This is a genomic window from Stutzerimonas tianxiuensis (assembly GCF_053470365.1).
Map to the genome: position 1 here is coordinate 14,233 of NZ_JBPVWS010000029.1, position 15,324 is coordinate 29,556.

11 protein-coding genes and 4 pseudogenes are annotated in these 15,324 nt (G+C 61.8%); 7 read left to right on the forward strand and 8 right to left on the reverse strand.

Features of this window, described 5'->3' with window-relative positions; translation table 11 throughout:
* Window positions 1–238: 238 nt before the first annotated feature.
* Window positions 239–575, forward strand: a pseudogene (locus tag ACSSNI_RS22385) (IS66 family transposase); the annotation flags it as partial.
* A pseudogene (gene mobH, locus ACSSNI_RS22390) lies at window positions 573–2,021 on the forward strand (MobH family relaxase); the annotation flags it as partial. The pseudogenes ACSSNI_RS22385 and mobH, both read left to right, overlap by 3 nt.
* Before the next feature lie 79 nt (window positions 2,022–2,100).
* Here mobH and ACSSNI_RS22395 read toward each other — a convergent pair.
* The 3 genes from ACSSNI_RS22395 to ACSSNI_RS22405 all read right to left on the reverse strand — a co-directional run bounded on the left by ACSSNI_RS22395 (window position 2,101) and on the right by ACSSNI_RS22405 (window position 8,004).
* The gene (locus ACSSNI_RS22395) at window positions 2,101–4,752 is read right to left on the reverse strand and encodes an excinuclease ABC subunit UvrA (RefSeq protein WP_042927606.1); all 2,652 of its coding nucleotides are present in this window, start codon (window positions 4,750–4,752) and stop codon (window positions 2,101–2,103) included.
* A gap of 25 nt (window positions 4,753–4,777) precedes the next feature.
* Entirely contained in the window at window positions 4,778–6,643 is a 1,866-nt protein-coding gene (gene nhaA, locus ACSSNI_RS22400; RefSeq protein ID WP_042927607.1) for a Na+/H+ antiporter NhaA, read from the reverse strand.
* A 371-nt stretch (window positions 6,644–7,014) separates the two neighbouring features.
* The gene (locus tag ACSSNI_RS22405) at window positions 7,015–8,004 is read right to left on the reverse strand and encodes a zinc-dependent alcohol dehydrogenase family protein (protein WP_042927614.1); all 990 of its coding nucleotides are present in this window, start codon (window positions 8,002–8,004) and stop codon (window positions 7,015–7,017) included.
* A gap of 140 nt (window positions 8,005–8,144) precedes the next feature.
* On the opposite strand from ACSSNI_RS22405, the gene ACSSNI_RS22410 reads away from it, so the two are divergent.
* Window positions 8,145–9,041: a LysR family transcriptional regulator gene (locus ACSSNI_RS22410; RefSeq protein WP_013970892.1), complete on the forward strand. Its 897-nt coding sequence runs from the start codon at window positions 8,145–8,147 to the stop codon at window positions 9,039–9,041.
* 176 nt (window positions 9,042–9,217) lie between these two features.
* Entirely contained in the window at window positions 9,218–9,415 is a 198-nt protein-coding gene (locus ACSSNI_RS22415) for a hypothetical protein (protein WP_023082110.1), read from the forward strand.
* Between the two features lie 617 nt (window positions 9,416–10,032).
* On the opposite strand, the gene ACSSNI_RS22420 is transcribed toward ACSSNI_RS22415, so the two are convergent.
* Window positions 10,033–10,335 (reverse strand): putative quinol monooxygenase, encoded by a 303-nt coding sequence (locus ACSSNI_RS22420; protein WP_007182542.1) that lies wholly within the window; start codon window positions 10,333–10,335, stop codon window positions 10,033–10,035.
* Between the two features lie 114 nt (window positions 10,336–10,449).
* Between ACSSNI_RS22420 and ACSSNI_RS22425 the strand changes: the two are divergent.
* From ACSSNI_RS22425 to ACSSNI_RS22435, 3 genes and pseudogenes are all read left to right on the forward strand, one after another.
* Window positions 10,450–10,980, forward strand: a pseudogene (locus ACSSNI_RS22425) (DJ-1/PfpI family protein); the annotation flags it as partial.
* A 123-nt stretch (window positions 10,981–11,103) separates the two neighbouring features.
* Window positions 11,104–11,412: a helix-turn-helix domain-containing protein gene (locus tag ACSSNI_RS22430; RefSeq protein ID WP_371263644.1), complete on the forward strand. Its 309-nt coding sequence runs from the start codon at window positions 11,104–11,106 to the stop codon at window positions 11,410–11,412.
* Between the two features lie 204 nt (window positions 11,413–11,616).
* Window positions 11,617–11,811 (forward strand): annotated as a pseudogene (locus ACSSNI_RS22435) (transposase); the annotation flags it as partial.
* Between the two features lie 103 nt (window positions 11,812–11,914).
* On the opposite strand, the gene ACSSNI_RS22440 reads toward ACSSNI_RS22435, so the two are convergent.
* The 4 genes from ACSSNI_RS22440 to ACSSNI_RS22455 all read right to left on the reverse strand — a co-directional run bounded on the left by ACSSNI_RS22440 (window position 11,915) and on the right by ACSSNI_RS22455 (window position 15,270).
* Window positions 11,915–13,249: a DUF3422 family protein gene (locus ACSSNI_RS22440; RefSeq protein ID WP_042927609.1), complete on the reverse strand. Its 1,335-nt coding sequence runs from the start codon at window positions 13,247–13,249 to the stop codon at window positions 11,915–11,917.
* 185 nt (window positions 13,250–13,434) lie between these two features.
* Window positions 13,435–13,833, reverse strand: a complete 399-nt coding sequence (locus ACSSNI_RS22445) for a VOC family protein (protein WP_003291554.1) — start codon at window positions 13,831–13,833, stop codon at window positions 13,435–13,437.
* A gap of 43 nt (window positions 13,834–13,876) precedes the next feature.
* Window positions 13,877–14,986: an S-(hydroxymethyl)glutathione dehydrogenase/class III alcohol dehydrogenase gene (locus ACSSNI_RS22450; RefSeq protein WP_003291553.1), complete on the reverse strand. Its 1,110-nt coding sequence runs from the start codon at window positions 14,984–14,986 to the stop codon at window positions 13,877–13,879.
* Window positions 14,987–15,045: 59 nt separating this feature from the next.
* The gene (locus tag ACSSNI_RS22455) at window positions 15,046–15,270 is read right to left on the reverse strand and encodes a metal-sensing transcriptional repressor (protein WP_013970887.1); all 225 of its coding nucleotides are present in this window, start codon (window positions 15,268–15,270) and stop codon (window positions 15,046–15,048) included.
* Between the last annotated feature and the right edge of the window lie 54 nt (window positions 15,271–15,324).

Here is a 15,324-nt window from a genome sequence, read left to right on the forward strand (position 1 = left end):
TTTCAGTCTTTGCCGATGTCAAAAACAGCAATCTGACCAAATAACGATCAGATCATCCGAAGCTTCGAGTGATCGAATAGCATTACCAGTGATGCGGTGCGCGGAAAAAACGCTCCTATAGCAAAACTGCCACTTGACAACGCTGAAACCAGGGCTGTACACGCAAAAGACAGCACACTCCAGAGAGGGACGCGAAGCCCTTCAAGTGCTCTTCTACGGCCAACCTTCTTTAGGGGGCAGCCGCCACGGCGTCGACATCCCACGCCAGCCCCTGGCGCGTTGGGTGATCCAAAGTGGCGAGCAACTGCAACCGTTGCTCAACCTGATGCGCGACAAGCTGCTGGACTACCCCGTGTTGCACTGCGACGAAACGCGCTTGCAGGTGCTGCATGAACCGGGACGCGACCCCTCGGCACAATCCTGGATGTGGGTGCAAAGCGGTGGGCCGCCGGACAAGCCGGTGATCCTTTTCGACTACACAGCCAGCCGCGCGCAGGAGGTGCCGCTACGCCTGCTCGATGGCTACCGCGGCTACCTGATGACCGACGACTACGCCGGTTACAACGCCGTGGCTGCACGACATCGGCAAGGTGGCCGTCGATCTGCTGGTCGAGCTGGCAGACGGCTCGCTGTGGCATCCCTGGCACGGCCCGCTGCACCAGTCGTACCGCTTCCGCTACCGCGAAGACCGCGAGTACCGGTTGCACAGCGCCGCAACAGGGCTGCTCTACCGCCAATTGCTCGATGGTCCGCTCCTAGACTGGCTCAGCGGCTATCCGTCTCTGTGGGCACCATTGCTCTACGTCTTGGCCGGGCAGTACGAGCACGCCGGCGTGCTGGGTGAACTGGTCGTGCAGGCTGATCGCGCTTCTGTGGCACAGGAACTGGGCGGCGATCCCGCGCGCGCCATGGCCGCGCCCAGGCACGCGCTGCAACGCAAGCTGCTGGACGGGCTGCGCTTCCTGCTCAAGGAACAGTTGAAGCTGAATCAGCCGGAAGCCTCCGATGGCTGGCTCACTGAGGATGGGCTGTGGCTGGTGAGCAAGACTGTCTCGGACAAGCTGCGCGCGCACCTGCTGTCTCAGGGGATCGACGGCATTCCTGCGAACAACACCGCCGTCTTCAACGTGCTGCAGGACCACGGCATGCTCCAGCCTACCTCAGACGGCAAGGCGGTCTGGCGCGCGACCGTGACCAGTGCGACCGGCTGGTCCTACTCGTTCACCCTGTTGCGCCTCGCGCCCGCGCTGATCTGGGAATCCGGCGAGCGGCCAGCGCTTTTCGCAGGCACGGTGGCGATCGACACGACGCCAGCGGAAATCAACGGCAGTGCACCAGGCACACCGCCCGCGGTCGTGGGGCAGCCAGCACCCGAAGGTCAGGAGACTCCCCCTTGGGAATGCCCTCGCAGCGATACCGCCTTGCCGACTGCGGCCCCGCCCGTGCCCGACGTCATGGAGGACATGCTGCCGATGGTTGGATTGGATGGCACGGCCGACATGGGGAAGAGTGAAGAGCCAGTGGAGAAAGTCCCTGCCCAGCCTGACGTTCCTGCCCCAACCACAGCCGCAGCGTCTCCCTTGCCACTTACCCCTGCGCCTGGACCTGCATCAACTCCAATAGTCGCGATACCATCCGGGGAGCATTTCATGACGTGGCTGCAACAGGGAGTCGCCGCGCGGCGACTCATCATCAACGACGCCAAGGCGCTCGTGCATACGGTGAGCGACACCGCCTACCTGGTCAGTCCCGGCGTGTTCCATCGCTATGCGCAGGAACATCCCCAGGTGGATGCGCTAGCCAGGCAGGACAAGCAACAGGATTGGCAGTGGGTGCAAAAGCGCTTTGAGAAACTGCAGCTACACCGCAAGCACTCAAATGGCCTGAACATTTGGACCTGTGAAGTCACGGGCCCGAGGAAGTCCCGCCGACTGCATGGCTACCTCCTCGAAAATGGGTCCTTGGTATTCGCCGAAATACCGCCCAACAATCCCTATCTTGCTTTGACTCAGGAAGGATGACGCGACTCGGGCAGCGACCGTCACCACCGTGTGGCGACGATCAATGCCCCGCGAAGCTGGCAACATTTGGCGAACTAAGCTACTCGACCCGCGCCAACTCCCGTGCAAGGAACGGAGCGGTTCGGCTGCCAGACTTTCGGGCCACCTGCTGAGGGGAACCCGCCACCACGATGCTGCCGCCGGCAGCGCCCGCGCCTGGCCCTACGTCGATCACCCAGTCGGCTTGGGCCACCGCACGCATGTCGTGCTCGATCATCACTACGGTATTGCTGGCATCGACCAGGCGCTGCAACTGCACCAGCAGCCGGTCGGCATCCGACGCGTGCAGCCCGGTGGTCGGCTCGTCGAGCACGTACAGGCTTCGGCCGCGCTGGCTGCGCTGAAGCTCGGTCGCCAGCTTGATGCGCTGCGCCTCGCCACCGGAAAGCTCAGTGGCCGGTTGCCCCAGGCGCAGATAGCCCAGTCCGATGTCGCGCAGCAGTTGCAGGGGCCTTGCCACCGCGTCTTCACCCGCGAAGAATTCGCTGGCATCGTCCACGGTCATCTGCAGCACCTCGGCGATGTTGCGCCCGTTCCACTGCACCTTCAGCGTGGCCTCGTTGTAGCGCGCGCCATGGCAGGTCGGGCACGGCGCGTACACGCTGGGCATGAACAGCAGTTCCACGCTAACGAAACCCTCGCCCTCGCAAGTCTCGCAGCGCCCCTTGGCGACGTTGAACGAGAACCGTCCGGCATCATAGCGGCGGCGTCGAGCATCGGGCGTGGCGGCGAACAGCTTGCGCACATGGTCGAACAGACCCGTGTAGGTAGCCAGGTTCGAGCGCGGCGTGCGCCCGATCGGCTTCTGGTCCACCTGCACCAGGCGCTGTATGGCGTCCACATCGCCCGCCAGATGACCGCCAGTCGCTTCGATCACCGCCGGCCCTTCGCTGGTGGCGCTTTCGGCCGCATCGTCTTCCGGCTCGTGGCCCAGGTGCAGCAGCACCAACTCCGGCAGGGCCTGCGCGACGAGGCTGGACTTGCCGGAGCCGGAGATACCGGTGACGGCCGTCAGCACGCCCAGCGGAATGCGTGCATCCACGCCATGCAGGTTGTGGCGGTGGATGCCCTGCAGTTCCAGCCAGCCGGTCGCTTCGCGTGCCCGGCTTCCCGGCGCGGGGATCTCCTCGAACAGATAGCGGGCGGTGCGCGATTCGGCAATCTTGCGCAGGCCATCCGGCTCGCCGCTGTAGAGCACGCGGCCGCCACGCTCCCCAGCATCCGGCCCGACATCCACGAGCCATTGCGCGCGGCGCATCAGGTCCAAGTCGTGCTCCACCACGAACACCGAGTTGCCGGCGTCGCGCAGCCGGTCGAGTGCGTCGTACAGGGCCTGGCTATCGGAGGGGTGCAGGCCCGCGGAGGGCTCGTCGAGCACGTACACGACACCGAACAGCAGGGAACTCAATTGCGTGGCCAGCCGCAGGCGCTGCAACTCGCCGGCCGAAAGCGTCGGCGTGGCCCGGTCCAGCGTCAGGTAGCCCAGGCCTAGCTCGCGCAGTTGGCGCAGGCGCGCCATCACGCCTCCAGCCAGGCGCTGCGCGGCGAGGCGCTTTTCTTCCGATAGCGCCGAGGTGCGGCGCACGTCGGGCGATACCGCATGGACGGCGCGACCGGAGGCCGCGCGTTCGGCACGGTCGCGTCGGGTCGCTTCCTTGTCCGTAGCCGCCCCCGCTGCATGGGCGCGGAAATCGCCCTGGGCGATGGGTTCGAGCAAGGCCGCCAACTGGTCCAGCGGCATCTGCATGAACGCGCCGATGTCCACGCCGGCGAAGGTGACCGACAGCGCCTCGGGCTTGAGCCGCTTGCCGTGGCAGGTGGGGCACGGTTTGCCCTCCATGAACCGGGACACGCGCTTTCTCATCAGCGCGCTCTGGGTGTTGGCAAAGGTGTGCATCACATACCGCCGGGCGCCGGTGAAGGTGCCCATGTAGCTCGGCTCCATCTTGCGCTTGAGCGCGGCGCGGGTTTCGGCGGGCGTGAAGCCGGCGTACACCGGCACCGTCGGTGTTTCCTCGGTGAACAGAATCCAGTCGCGATCCTTCTTTGGCAGGTCCTTCCACGGTCGGTCAACGTCGTAGCCCATGCTGACCAGGATGTCGCGCAGGTTCTGGCCTTGCCAGGCGGGGGGCCAGGAGGCGATCGCCCGCTCGCGGATGCTCAGGGAGGGATCGGGCACCATGATGGCCTCAGTCACCTCGTACACATGGCCCAGGCCGTGGCAGGTCGGGCACGCTCCCTGCGGCGTGTTGGGCGAAAAATCCTCGGCGTACAGCATGGGCTGGTTGGCTGGGTAGGCGCCGGCGCGCGAATACATCATCCGCACCAGGCTGGACAAGGTGGTCACACTGCCCACAGAGGAACGCGCGTTGCTGGAGCCCCGCTGCTGTTGCAGCGCCACCGCCGGCGGCAGGCCGTCGATCGCATCGACGTCCGGCACGCCCGCCTGGTCGATCAGTCGCCGCGCATAGGGGGCCACCGACTCGAAGTAGCGCCGCTGGGCCTCGGCATAGATGGTGCCAAAGGCCAGCGAGGACTTACCGGAGCCGGAGACACCCGAGAACACCACCAGCGCGTTACGCGGGATGGAGACGTCCACCTCCTTGAGGTTGTTCTCGCGCGCGCCACGCACCTGCACGAGGCCGCTGGCCGCAGCGGTACAAGAGGATTCACCGAAAGAATTGTTTGGCATGTTCTTATCCTGTAGTTCGTCCCGCTCAGGACGGGACTTCCTGAGTCCGGGGGCCGCGGCGACTGGCTTCGAGCGCTGCGGTGACAGTGCGGGCGTCGTAGCTACCGCGCAGGCGGCGACCCTCGACGAAGAACGTCGGCGTGACATGCGCACCGCTGGCGACCGCACTGGCGAGGTCGCGCTCGACACGCTCGATCACCGCAGAGCTGTCGAGATCCGCGATGAACCGATCGACGTCGAGCCCAAGCTCTACGGCGTAGCCGATCAGATCCTCGCGCTCCAGCGCGTGCTGACGGGTAAACACGAAGTCCAGCCACGGCCAGAACATCCCCTGATTCGATGCCGCCTCGGACGCACGCGCGGCGATCGGCCCATGCGGGTGGTGCGGCAAATGGCGCACCACATACCGCAGGTCGTCCCCGAAGTGGGCGCGCAGATCCTCCCAAGAACCGGTAGCGTGCGCACAGTACGCGCACTCGAAGTCCACGTACTCCACCAGCGTGAGCTGCGCGTCCTCTGGCCCGCGGATGTGATCGACCTCGGGATCGACCGGCGGCTCAAGCACCATCGGCAGATCGGCGGTCTCCTCACCCCACCTGCGTGCGGCAACCTTGAAGATGAGCCACCCGAGCAACGTGGCGAGCATCATCGACACGAGCACGCCGACCGTCGCCTGGCGGCCCAGGTCGGAGGTCGTGCCGAACGCGAGTCCGATGATGAGCAGCGACACGGTGAACCCGATCCCGGACAGTGCCGCACCACCGAACACGCTCCCCATTCCGACACCCGCCGGCAGGCGCCCCAAGCCGAGGCGGACCGCGGCGAGAGTGATGAGCCCGATGCCCAGGAGCTTGCCGAGCACGAGCCCCGCGATGACGCCCCAGGTCACGGGCGAGCCGAAGGCCTCCGCGAGCAGCCCACCACGCAGGTCCACCCCGGCGTTCGCCAAGGCGAACACCGGCACGATCAGCAGCGCTGTCGGCAGCCGCAGGAACTCGTGCAGCCGCTCATTCACCGAGATACCCTGGGACAGCCCGCAGTCCACTGCGCGAGCCGATGCGGCACTCGGAGACTGCCAGAAGTCACGGAACAACTGTCTTGCCGCGACGACCTTGTGACGTTGCGTTGCGTAGGCGGGGATCAGGAGCCCCGCGGCCATCCCGGCGAGGGAGGCATGAATGCCGGAGTACACGGTCGCGAGCCACAGCACGATCACGATCAGCACATACGGCGTTGCCCGCCACTGGCGGGTGCGCCCCAGCAACCACAACCCGACGAGACTGGCGAGGGCGATCAGCAACGGGACGACGCGGATCTCCTCGCTATAGACGATGCCGATGATGGACACGGCGAGGAAGTCATCGACCACGGTCAGGGTGAGCAAGAACACGCGCAACTGACCGGATAGCCGCGGGCCGACGATCGCCAGGGTGCCCAGCATGAACGCCGTATCGGTACCGACCACCGCCCCCCACCCGCGCAGGCCCTCACTTCCTGCCAGCCCCACGATCAGGACATACAGCAGCGCGGGCAGCACGACACCCGCGACCCCCGCGATCAGAGCGAGACGGGCACGGCTGCGGTCCCTGAGCGACCCGTGGGCGAATTCCTGACGCACCTCCAGGCCGATCAGGAAGAAGAAGACGACCATCAGGCCGTCGTTGACCCAGTGATGCAGATCCATGTGCAGGCCCAATGGCCCAAAGTTGAACCCGACGTCCAGGTGCCACAACTCGAAATAGGCATCGGATAGCGGCGAGTTCGCCCACGCCAGCGCCACAACCGTGACGATCACCAGCAGCACCGCAGCCCCAGACTCAGTGCGTAGATAGCGGGCAACGCGTCTCCGTCTGATATGCGCCGAGGACTCACCGAAAGAAGAGGCTGGCATGTGCTTATCCTGTAGTTTGTGAGATCACGATGGGCAGGTTTCGGATGGACCGATCAGGCGTCCGCCTCTGGCGGCGTCTCATCATCGAGCGAGCGCAGCCAAGCGAGTCTTTCTCCCAGCCTGCGCTCAACACCTCTGTCCGTTGGCTGATACCAACCCGGCCGCGCCACGCCCTCGGGAAAATAGGTTTGCCCAGCGGCATAAAAGGCTAGAAATGGTGTCCACTTAAATCAGGTGGACACCATCGCCTTTGGCGTCGGGGCCAAGAAGGTGTGTTGGCCGGACGGATACACAGAATCGGCCAAAAGCGGTCATCAGGGCTGGCTTGAATCGGGGCCGAAGGATTACGCTCTCAGCCCCATAATTGCTGGTCAGACAGTTACCACGATCTTGCCGATCTGCTGATTGGCTTCAAGGAAACGATGGGCATCCTGGATGTCGCTAAGTGTGAATGTCTTTGCGATGATCGGGCGCAACGCACCGGACTCCAACCCTTGCAGAATAAAAGCCTTTGCTCTCTCTAGGGCTTCAGGGTCGGCCACAATCTCTGCGTAGAGATAGCCCTTCAAAGTCAGGCTTTTGCCCAGCACGGTAAACAGTGGGAATGGTGTCGGTTCAGAGCTAAGTGCGCCGTACTCCAGCAAAATTCCGCCCCGCGCCATGCTCTGCGTGAGAGGTTCCAAGGACGGCCCGCCTACAGGATCGAATACAACGCGAGCGCCTTGACCGGCAGTTATCGTCATAACACGCTCGACGATATCCTCTTCATCGCTGACGATGACATGCGCAGCGCCTGCATCAAGTAGGGCTTGCTTCTTCGCGTGAGTTCGAGTGATCGCAATCGATGTGGCGCCGACCATACGAGCCATTTGGAAGGCGGCCAAGCCAACACTGCTTGACGCGGCGGTAACGATGACAAAATCGCCCTGACGTAGCTTCGCCTGTTCAATCAATCCCCCCCAGGCGGTGACGTACTGCATCCAAGACGCCGCAGCCTCTTCAAAGGACAAGTTCTCAGGGCTCTTTACCACCAGGTGGGCCGGTACATTGGCCAACTCGCCGTAGGTGCCCCAGCGAGCAATATCCAGAGGTGGGATCAGAGCGACCGAGTCACCAATCGTGATCTCGGTTACGTCGCTCCCAACTGCCGTTACGATGCCTGCGGCCTCGTAGCCTAAGCGGCTGGGGAACTCCGCTTCTTGTAGGTATGCGTGATTGCGGAACATCACTTCGGCTCGGTTCAAGCCAAAAGCTTTAACACTAATTTGCACCTCGTTTGCTGCTGGTGCCGATACTTCCAGATCTTCCAGCTTCAGAACGCTGGCGTCACCGTATTCATGAATTCTGACAATGCGTGCCATCATAAATACCTCGTTTATCAATGGGCCTCGACGTACATCCGGAAGGTATCCGGGCACTCGAAAGGTGACAAAAATTTAGTCATTGGTTGGCGCTAGATAAATGCCTACGATGGCGTATTACTAGAAACAGAGTGTTTATAATGGATCGCCTGACCCAGATGGCCACGTTCGTCAAAACAGTTGAGCTGGGTTCATTCAGCGCCGCTGCGGACGACCTGAATCTGTCCCCTCAATTGGTAGGGAAACAGGTGAAAATGCTCGAACAACATCTGGGTGTTTCCCTGCTGCACCGGACTACGCGCAGGCAAAGCCTCACCGACTTCGGCAGGGCGTTCTACCCGCGAGCAAAACTGATCCTTGCAGACATGCAGTCTGCCGAGAGCCTGGCTGCCCTCACTCGGGGCACACCAAGCGGCCGCCTTCGCATCAACGCGCCGGTCACGTTCGGAATCCGCACGCTTTCGCCACGCCTGCTGGAATACATGGTTCGGTATCCTCAGGTGTCTGTTGACCTAACGTTATCGAACGAACTGGTCGATATCGTTGATGATGGTTACGACGTGGTATTTCGCATCGGCGAGCTGGCGAGCAGTGGGTTGAAGGCATTGCCACTGGAGCCCTATCAGATGGTTTTATGCGCTGCGCCGTCCTATCTTGCACGTCGCCCTCCCATCATCAATCCGTGGGATCTACAGCAGCAGGAATGTCTGGGGTTTACCTATTCTGATGGCCGCTCACACTGGAGCTTCGACAGCCCGGAGGGGCGTATAGATGTTCCTATTACAAGCAAATTAACGATCAATCAAGGTGATCCACTGCTGGCAGCGGCTGTAGCTGGTCTAGGCGTGGTTCTACAGCCGATAGAGTTGGTTAGCGATGCACTGCGCGATGGGACACTGGTGCGTCTGTTGCCGCAGTACCCGGTGCCGAATACCGCAATGCACATCCTCTATGCCCCTGACCGAAGAATGACTCCAAAGCTGCGCAGCTTCTTGGAGTTTGCGCGTGAGGCTTTTGGGCAGCGAGGCCCTCTCTAACGCACGAAAATCAATGTCTGCGCTATCCGGTATTCGTAAAGGACGACGATTACCGTGGCTCACCGGATATGACCAAGCACCCCTTGCTGAGGAAGTACCTGCTGTAGCACTTCGCGGCGGAAGTCGAAGAACTGAAAGATGCCATGTTCGTTGGCTTGGGGCCGTAGGTCCAGAGCGTGCTGGACCGCCTGATCCAGGAGCGGGTTCTGAATCCCGACCGGGTGATTGCCGGCATGCTGCACCCCTCCGGAAACTGCACCTACCGGATCAACTACCTCATCGGCGACAGAAGCGCGCTGGTCCCGCACGCCACCAGCCCTGTGCCTTACGACCAGGTCCGGCGAGCATTTCGGGAGCGGTTCGTCACCGCCTGATCGAACGTCGGATGAGTGGATGCTGACGCGGGTTCAATTCCCAAACGGGAATAGAACTGGCGCCCTGTCTGATGCGCTCGGTTGGTGACCCGACCAGGGCAGAACTGGTAGGATTGCGGGCATCAAGGCCCGGATTCCGCACCTTTCCGCAGGAGTTTGCAGCGGTCGCAAGGCGCTGAGTTACATAGGTTTGGCGCAGGGTTCCACCCCACCGAGCCCCTGCAGGAGTTCGAATCGTTACGCCCCCCCAGAAACCCTCACTAGCCCGAACGGCCCGGTGCTAGGTCGTTGATTTTCAACAAATCGCTCGATCGATCCGCGCTTGCGGACTGCGGACTTCCAATGGGCCGGAAATCTGGCTCGCCCAGACGGCTCTCGGTACCGACACGTTGCAAACAGTCGGTACTTCTCGATAACTACCCGACGAATCGGAACATCACAGCCAGCCCTGATGTTGCCCCTGCTTGCTGACGCAGCTTGGAAGTTCTGGCTGCAATATTGCCCCCCGTCGCTGTGGAAGGTAGCTCCCTGGGCAAGTGCAATCGAGGGGGGGATCGCTGCGTAGAGCTTGTGCCCCCCATCCTGCAGCGTGACCTGATTGGGTCAAGGCCGGGTTGTCATGCAGGCAGTTTGGCTGCAAGCAGTTCGACCTTCTCGATATTGGGCGGAGAACTGAGCAAGGTCGCGGCGTTGGCCATCAAGGCCGCGGCGATCTGGCCGTTCAGATGTGCTTGGCGACCTGCCTCATCGGCAAAGGCATCGAACACACCGAACGTCGAAGGGCCAAACTTCAATGCGAACCAGGCAGTGGTGCCGGACTCGGCGTTGGCGAGCGGCAGTGCGCTGGCCAGGAAGTCGGCAAGCGCAGCCTCCTGGCCGGGTTTGGCTTCGAGGCGAACAAACAGGGCGAGCTTGGTCATACTGTAATCCTTTGGGTAACTGGGTTAGATGAATGGATCGACGAGCCTGCAGTCTAAGTCTTCATGACAGCCATCTCTATAGACAATAATGACAACATTGATATCATTGTTGCCATGAAAATCCACATCCTTGTTTGTGATGGCGTGTTTGATCTGGGGCTTGCGGCGCTCACCGACACAGTGGGCTTGGCCAATGCGATGTCGGGCTCGCTGCCACAGGCTCCCGCGCACATAGAGCTCACGCTGGTGGGCGTGCGGCGTCGCATCCGAACTGCGCAAGGCTTGACGGTCCCCGTGGTCACTGCGCGTGGTGTGCCGGAACCAGACGTCGTGCTCGTGCCCGCGTTTGGTGAAAAGATGCCTGACACGCTCTCGGCTCGGCTCACACGCCCCGACGTGCCCGATGCGGTCGCCGTGCTACAGCAGTGGTCCACCGCTGGCGCGCACCTTGGTGCCGCCTGCTCCGGTAGTTTCTTGCTTGCAGAGAGTGGCCTGCTTGATGGGCATCGTGCGACGACGTCATGGTGGCTGGGGCCGATGTTTCGGCAGCGCTATCCGAACGTCACGCTGGACGAGTCACGCATGATCGTGAACTCGACACGCTTCACTACCGCGGGTGCCGCTTTGGCCCACGTCGACCTGGCCTTGCGCATCATCCGGGGGCGCAGTCCGGCGCTGGCGGCCCTAGTAGCACGCTATCTGCTGGTCGAGGCACGCAGTTCGCAAGCCGAGTTCGTGATTCCCGACCACCTTGCGCATGCCGACCCGATGGTGGAGCGCTTCGAATGCTGGGCCAGACGTCGGCTCGCGAAGGGGTTCTCGCTGGCCGAAGCGGCCTGCGCCGCGGGCACAAGCGAGCGCACCTTGGCGCGGCGGCTGCAAAGCGTTTTGGGCAAGACGCCGCTGTCGTATTTCCAGGACCTGCGCGTGGAGCATGCCGTCCATCTCTTGCGCACCGGAAACGCGAGCGTCGACCAGGTCGCCGCACAGGTCGGGTACTCGGATGGGGTGACCCTGCGGGCCCTGTTGCGCCGCAAGCTGGGCCGGGGTGTCAGGGAGTTGCGACGCGGTGGATGACCAGAGGCGTTTGGTGTATGTACGGCTGGAGACCACCGGGAAACTGACGCAGGCCAAACGGCGCATTTGGACCTGATAAAACTACTGCGCCACGTTATTTGAACTGGTTTGCTAGGGTCTGTTGCCATTTCGCGCTAACCCATTGATCTATAAGAGCAAGCCCGTATCGTTGAAGCTCTGACCCAACATCGATACGAGCTTGCAATGCCCCGATTACTGCTCAGCGATGAGCATTGGTCGAAGCTGCGGGAAATTCTGCTGCACAAGGCCATCTACAACAAGCGTGATCTACGAATGACCGTGGAGGGCATGCTGTACCGCATGCGCACGGGATGTCCCTGGAGAGACCTGCCCAAGGCGTTTGGCTACTGGAATAAGGTCTACAAACGCTTCAATGCAGGCCGCAGCGGTACAAGAGGATTCACCGAAAGAATTGCTTGGCATGTTGTTCTCCTCTGTTCAAACGGACGGCGCAGCTATCGCGCGCCAGGACGGCAGCTCGTCAGGAAGATTTCTCTTCCGCCGCCGTGTCGCTGTGGGCGTGTCTTATCCTGCGGACGATCCACCAGATCGTCAGCATCACCGCAGGTACCAGAACCGCCATCACCGGCGCCACGCTGTCGTGAACGATCGGAATGCCCTTGAGCAGGTAGCCGAGAAGACTCACGACGTAATAAGAAATTGCCGCGACCGACAGGCCTTCGACGGTTTGCTGAAGGCGCAATTGCAACTTGGCCCGGTTGTTCATCGAAGCCAGCAGATCGCGGTTCTGGCGTTCAAGTTCGACGTCGATCCACGAACGCAGCAACGCGATGGCTCGGGTCAGTTTGTCGGAGAGCTTGGCCTGGCGCTCCTTTACGGATTGGCACTCCCGCATGGCTGGAGCGATGCGACGCTGCAGGAAATCCGCCCAGGTGCTGTATCCGGATACGGCCACTTCTGAAAGCGCAGCCAGCCTTTCCTCGACGATCTCGTAGTAGGCACGGCTGGCGCCGAAGCGATAGAGATTTGCCGCGACGCCAGCTTCCAGTTCGGCGGCCAGACCTGTCAATTCGGAAAGCAGCACGTCGCTATCGCGGCGTTCTACCAAATTCGTACACATCTCGTCAGTGATCGCAGCAAGGCGCGACTCCATGTGTCGCAGCTCCGACGTCATCGATCGCGTCAACGGCAGAGACAGCAACGCCAAGGTACGGTACGTCTCGATCTCCAATAGAAGTTGAGCCAGCGCACCTGCCCGCGCCGGGGTCAAATCACGAGCAAGGATGAGGATCTGCGTCAGGCCATCCTCATCCTGTCGGAAGTCGGTCAAGATGGCGGCAGAGCCGTTCTCTACCAACGAGTAGCACAGGCTGGCAGGATCGAAGCGATCAGCCTCCTTCTCCGTTTCTGGTATCCACGGAAGAAGTCTCAAGCGGATGCCGGATATGACCGGGCCCGGAGGAACAAATCCATGTTTGAAGGGATTTTCTCCGCAAGGCTCTCCCGTCTTGGAATCCAGCGAAGCGCACCAGAGATACGTAGAGAACTCGGTGTGCTTTTCACAGTGAAGGTCTCCCTCATCCCATGTCATGCCGTGTAGCGGCGTAGCGTGGTCGGGCTCGGCAACGCCGAAGCGATGAGACAACTCGCTCATCGCCATCTGATCCCTGGTCTGGTCACCTTCGGTCATGAAAGCGAGCTGCAATATACCGCGGGGGGCCTCAAGCAACAGATGCGGGCGCGCATGCACTTCACCCACGGCTGCAGCACGATCGGCATAAGCCGGCATGCCGTACACGGTGGCGGTTGGGGTGGGTTGTACGGTCGTCGTATTGATATTGGCCGGCTCTTTCATAACGACCTCATTTCTCATTGGTTGAAAAGCACGCTTCAAAACAAATGCCCGCAGCCATGCGTTTCACACATGGCTGCGGGCCGATCTTCATGAGCATGCACCGCGTTACGCAGTCCGTCTAACAGGCTCGCCGTATAATAGAGGCTTGTGCTGACCCTGTCAGAACGCTCTCAGCTTCCTTGCTTTCAGACGAAGGTGTACGAGCAGACCTTGTTGCCCGCCGGATCACGCAGGTAGGCAGCATAGGCACCCGGCAGGTGACCACGTGCGCCAGGTTGGCCCTCGTCAGTGCCGCCTGCGGCAAGGCCGGCGGCGTGGAAGGCATCCACTTCAGCGGGAGTGGCGGCCGCAAAGCCGATCGTCACGCCGTTGCTGGAAGGCGCTTCACCATTGCCCGGGCGGGCGATGATGAAAGCCGGCTTTTCGCGACCGAAAAGTACCCATCCGTTGTTGAAAGGACCGAGGTTCTTGATGCCAAGAGCACCCAGAGCGGCGGCGTAGAACGCGACCGACTTCTGAAGGTCGGCAGCGCCGATAAAGATGTGCGAAAAGATGCCATCGCCAGAAATGACAGGAGTGGACATGATTAATTTCCTTGGTGGTTGGCGTTGAATGGGTAGTGGGCGATCAGTAGTGGATCACCGTGCGAATCGACTTGCCTTCATGCATCAGGTCGAAGGCCTTGTTGATGTCGTCGAGGCCCATGGTGTGGGTGACGAACGGGGCGAGATCGATCTCGCCTTTCATTGCGTCCTCCACCATGCCGGGAAGTTGAGTGCGGCCCTTGACCCCGCCGAAAGCCGAGCCCTTCCAGGTGCGACCGGTGATCAACTGGAACGGGCGCGTCGAAATTTCCTTGCCTGCACCAGCCACGCCGATGACGATCGACTGGCCCCAGCCACGATGTGCTGCTTCCAGTGCCGAGCGCATCACGTTGACGTTGCCGATGCACTCGAAGGTGTGATCGACACCCCAACCGGTCATCTCGATGAGAACCTCGTGAATCGGCTTGTCGAAGTCCTTCGGGTTGAGGCATTCGGTCGCGCCGAAGGTACGAGCCAGCTCGAACTTCGCTGGATTGGTGTCGATGGCGATGATGCGACCCGCCTTGGCCTGGCGTGCCCCCTGAATCGCAGCGAGCCCGATGCCGCCGAGGCCGAAGATGGCCACAGAGTCACCCGGCTGAACCTTGGCCGTGTTGTGAACAGCGCCGATGCCGGTGGTCACACCGCAACCCAGCAGGCAGACATGCTCGGGATTGGCGTCCGGGTTGATCTTGGCCAGCGAGACTTCGGCCACCACCGTGTATTCGCTGAAGGTCGAGCAGCCCATGTAGTGGTAGATCGGCTGGCCGTTGTAGCTGAAGCGGGTGGTGCCATCGGGCATCACGCCCTTGCCCTGGGTGGCGCGCACCGCCACGCACAGGTTGGTCTTGCCGCTCTTGCAGAACAGGCACTCACCGCACTCGGCGGTGTACAGCGGGATCACGTGGTCACCCGGCTTGACCGAGGTCACGCCCTCGCCGACCTCGACCACGATGCCGGCGCCCTCATGGCCCAGCACCGCCGGGAACACGCCTTCCGGGTCCTCGCCCGACAGGGTGAAGGCGTCGGTATGGCAAACGCCGGTATTCGTGATCCTGACAAGCACCTCGCCCTTGCGCGGCGGCTCGACGTCGATCTCGACGATTTCCAGTGGCTTTCCAGGCCCGAAGGCAACTGCTGCACGTGATTTCATGATGGCGCTTCCTTTACTAGCTAACTAAATTTTCCCTCACCGAGGGCACCCTGGTGCCTCTACCGCAGGTAGGAGCGGACGATGGAGATGGTCTCGTCAATGGACTTGTTCTGCGAATCGCTCCTGATTTCGCTACTGGGAAACTCTTCCCGTAGATAGCTCTCCATAACCGTTGCCATCAATCCGTTGTCAGCCCCACGAACAGCTGCAAGCTGCTGAAGAATTGCAGGGCATTCAGCACCTGCATCGAGCGCTTGCTTCTTTTCTTCCGGGCCATGTGGCACTCACCGCTTTTCACTCCAGATAAGCGGGGCCTGACGCCGAAGAGACAGGCCCTC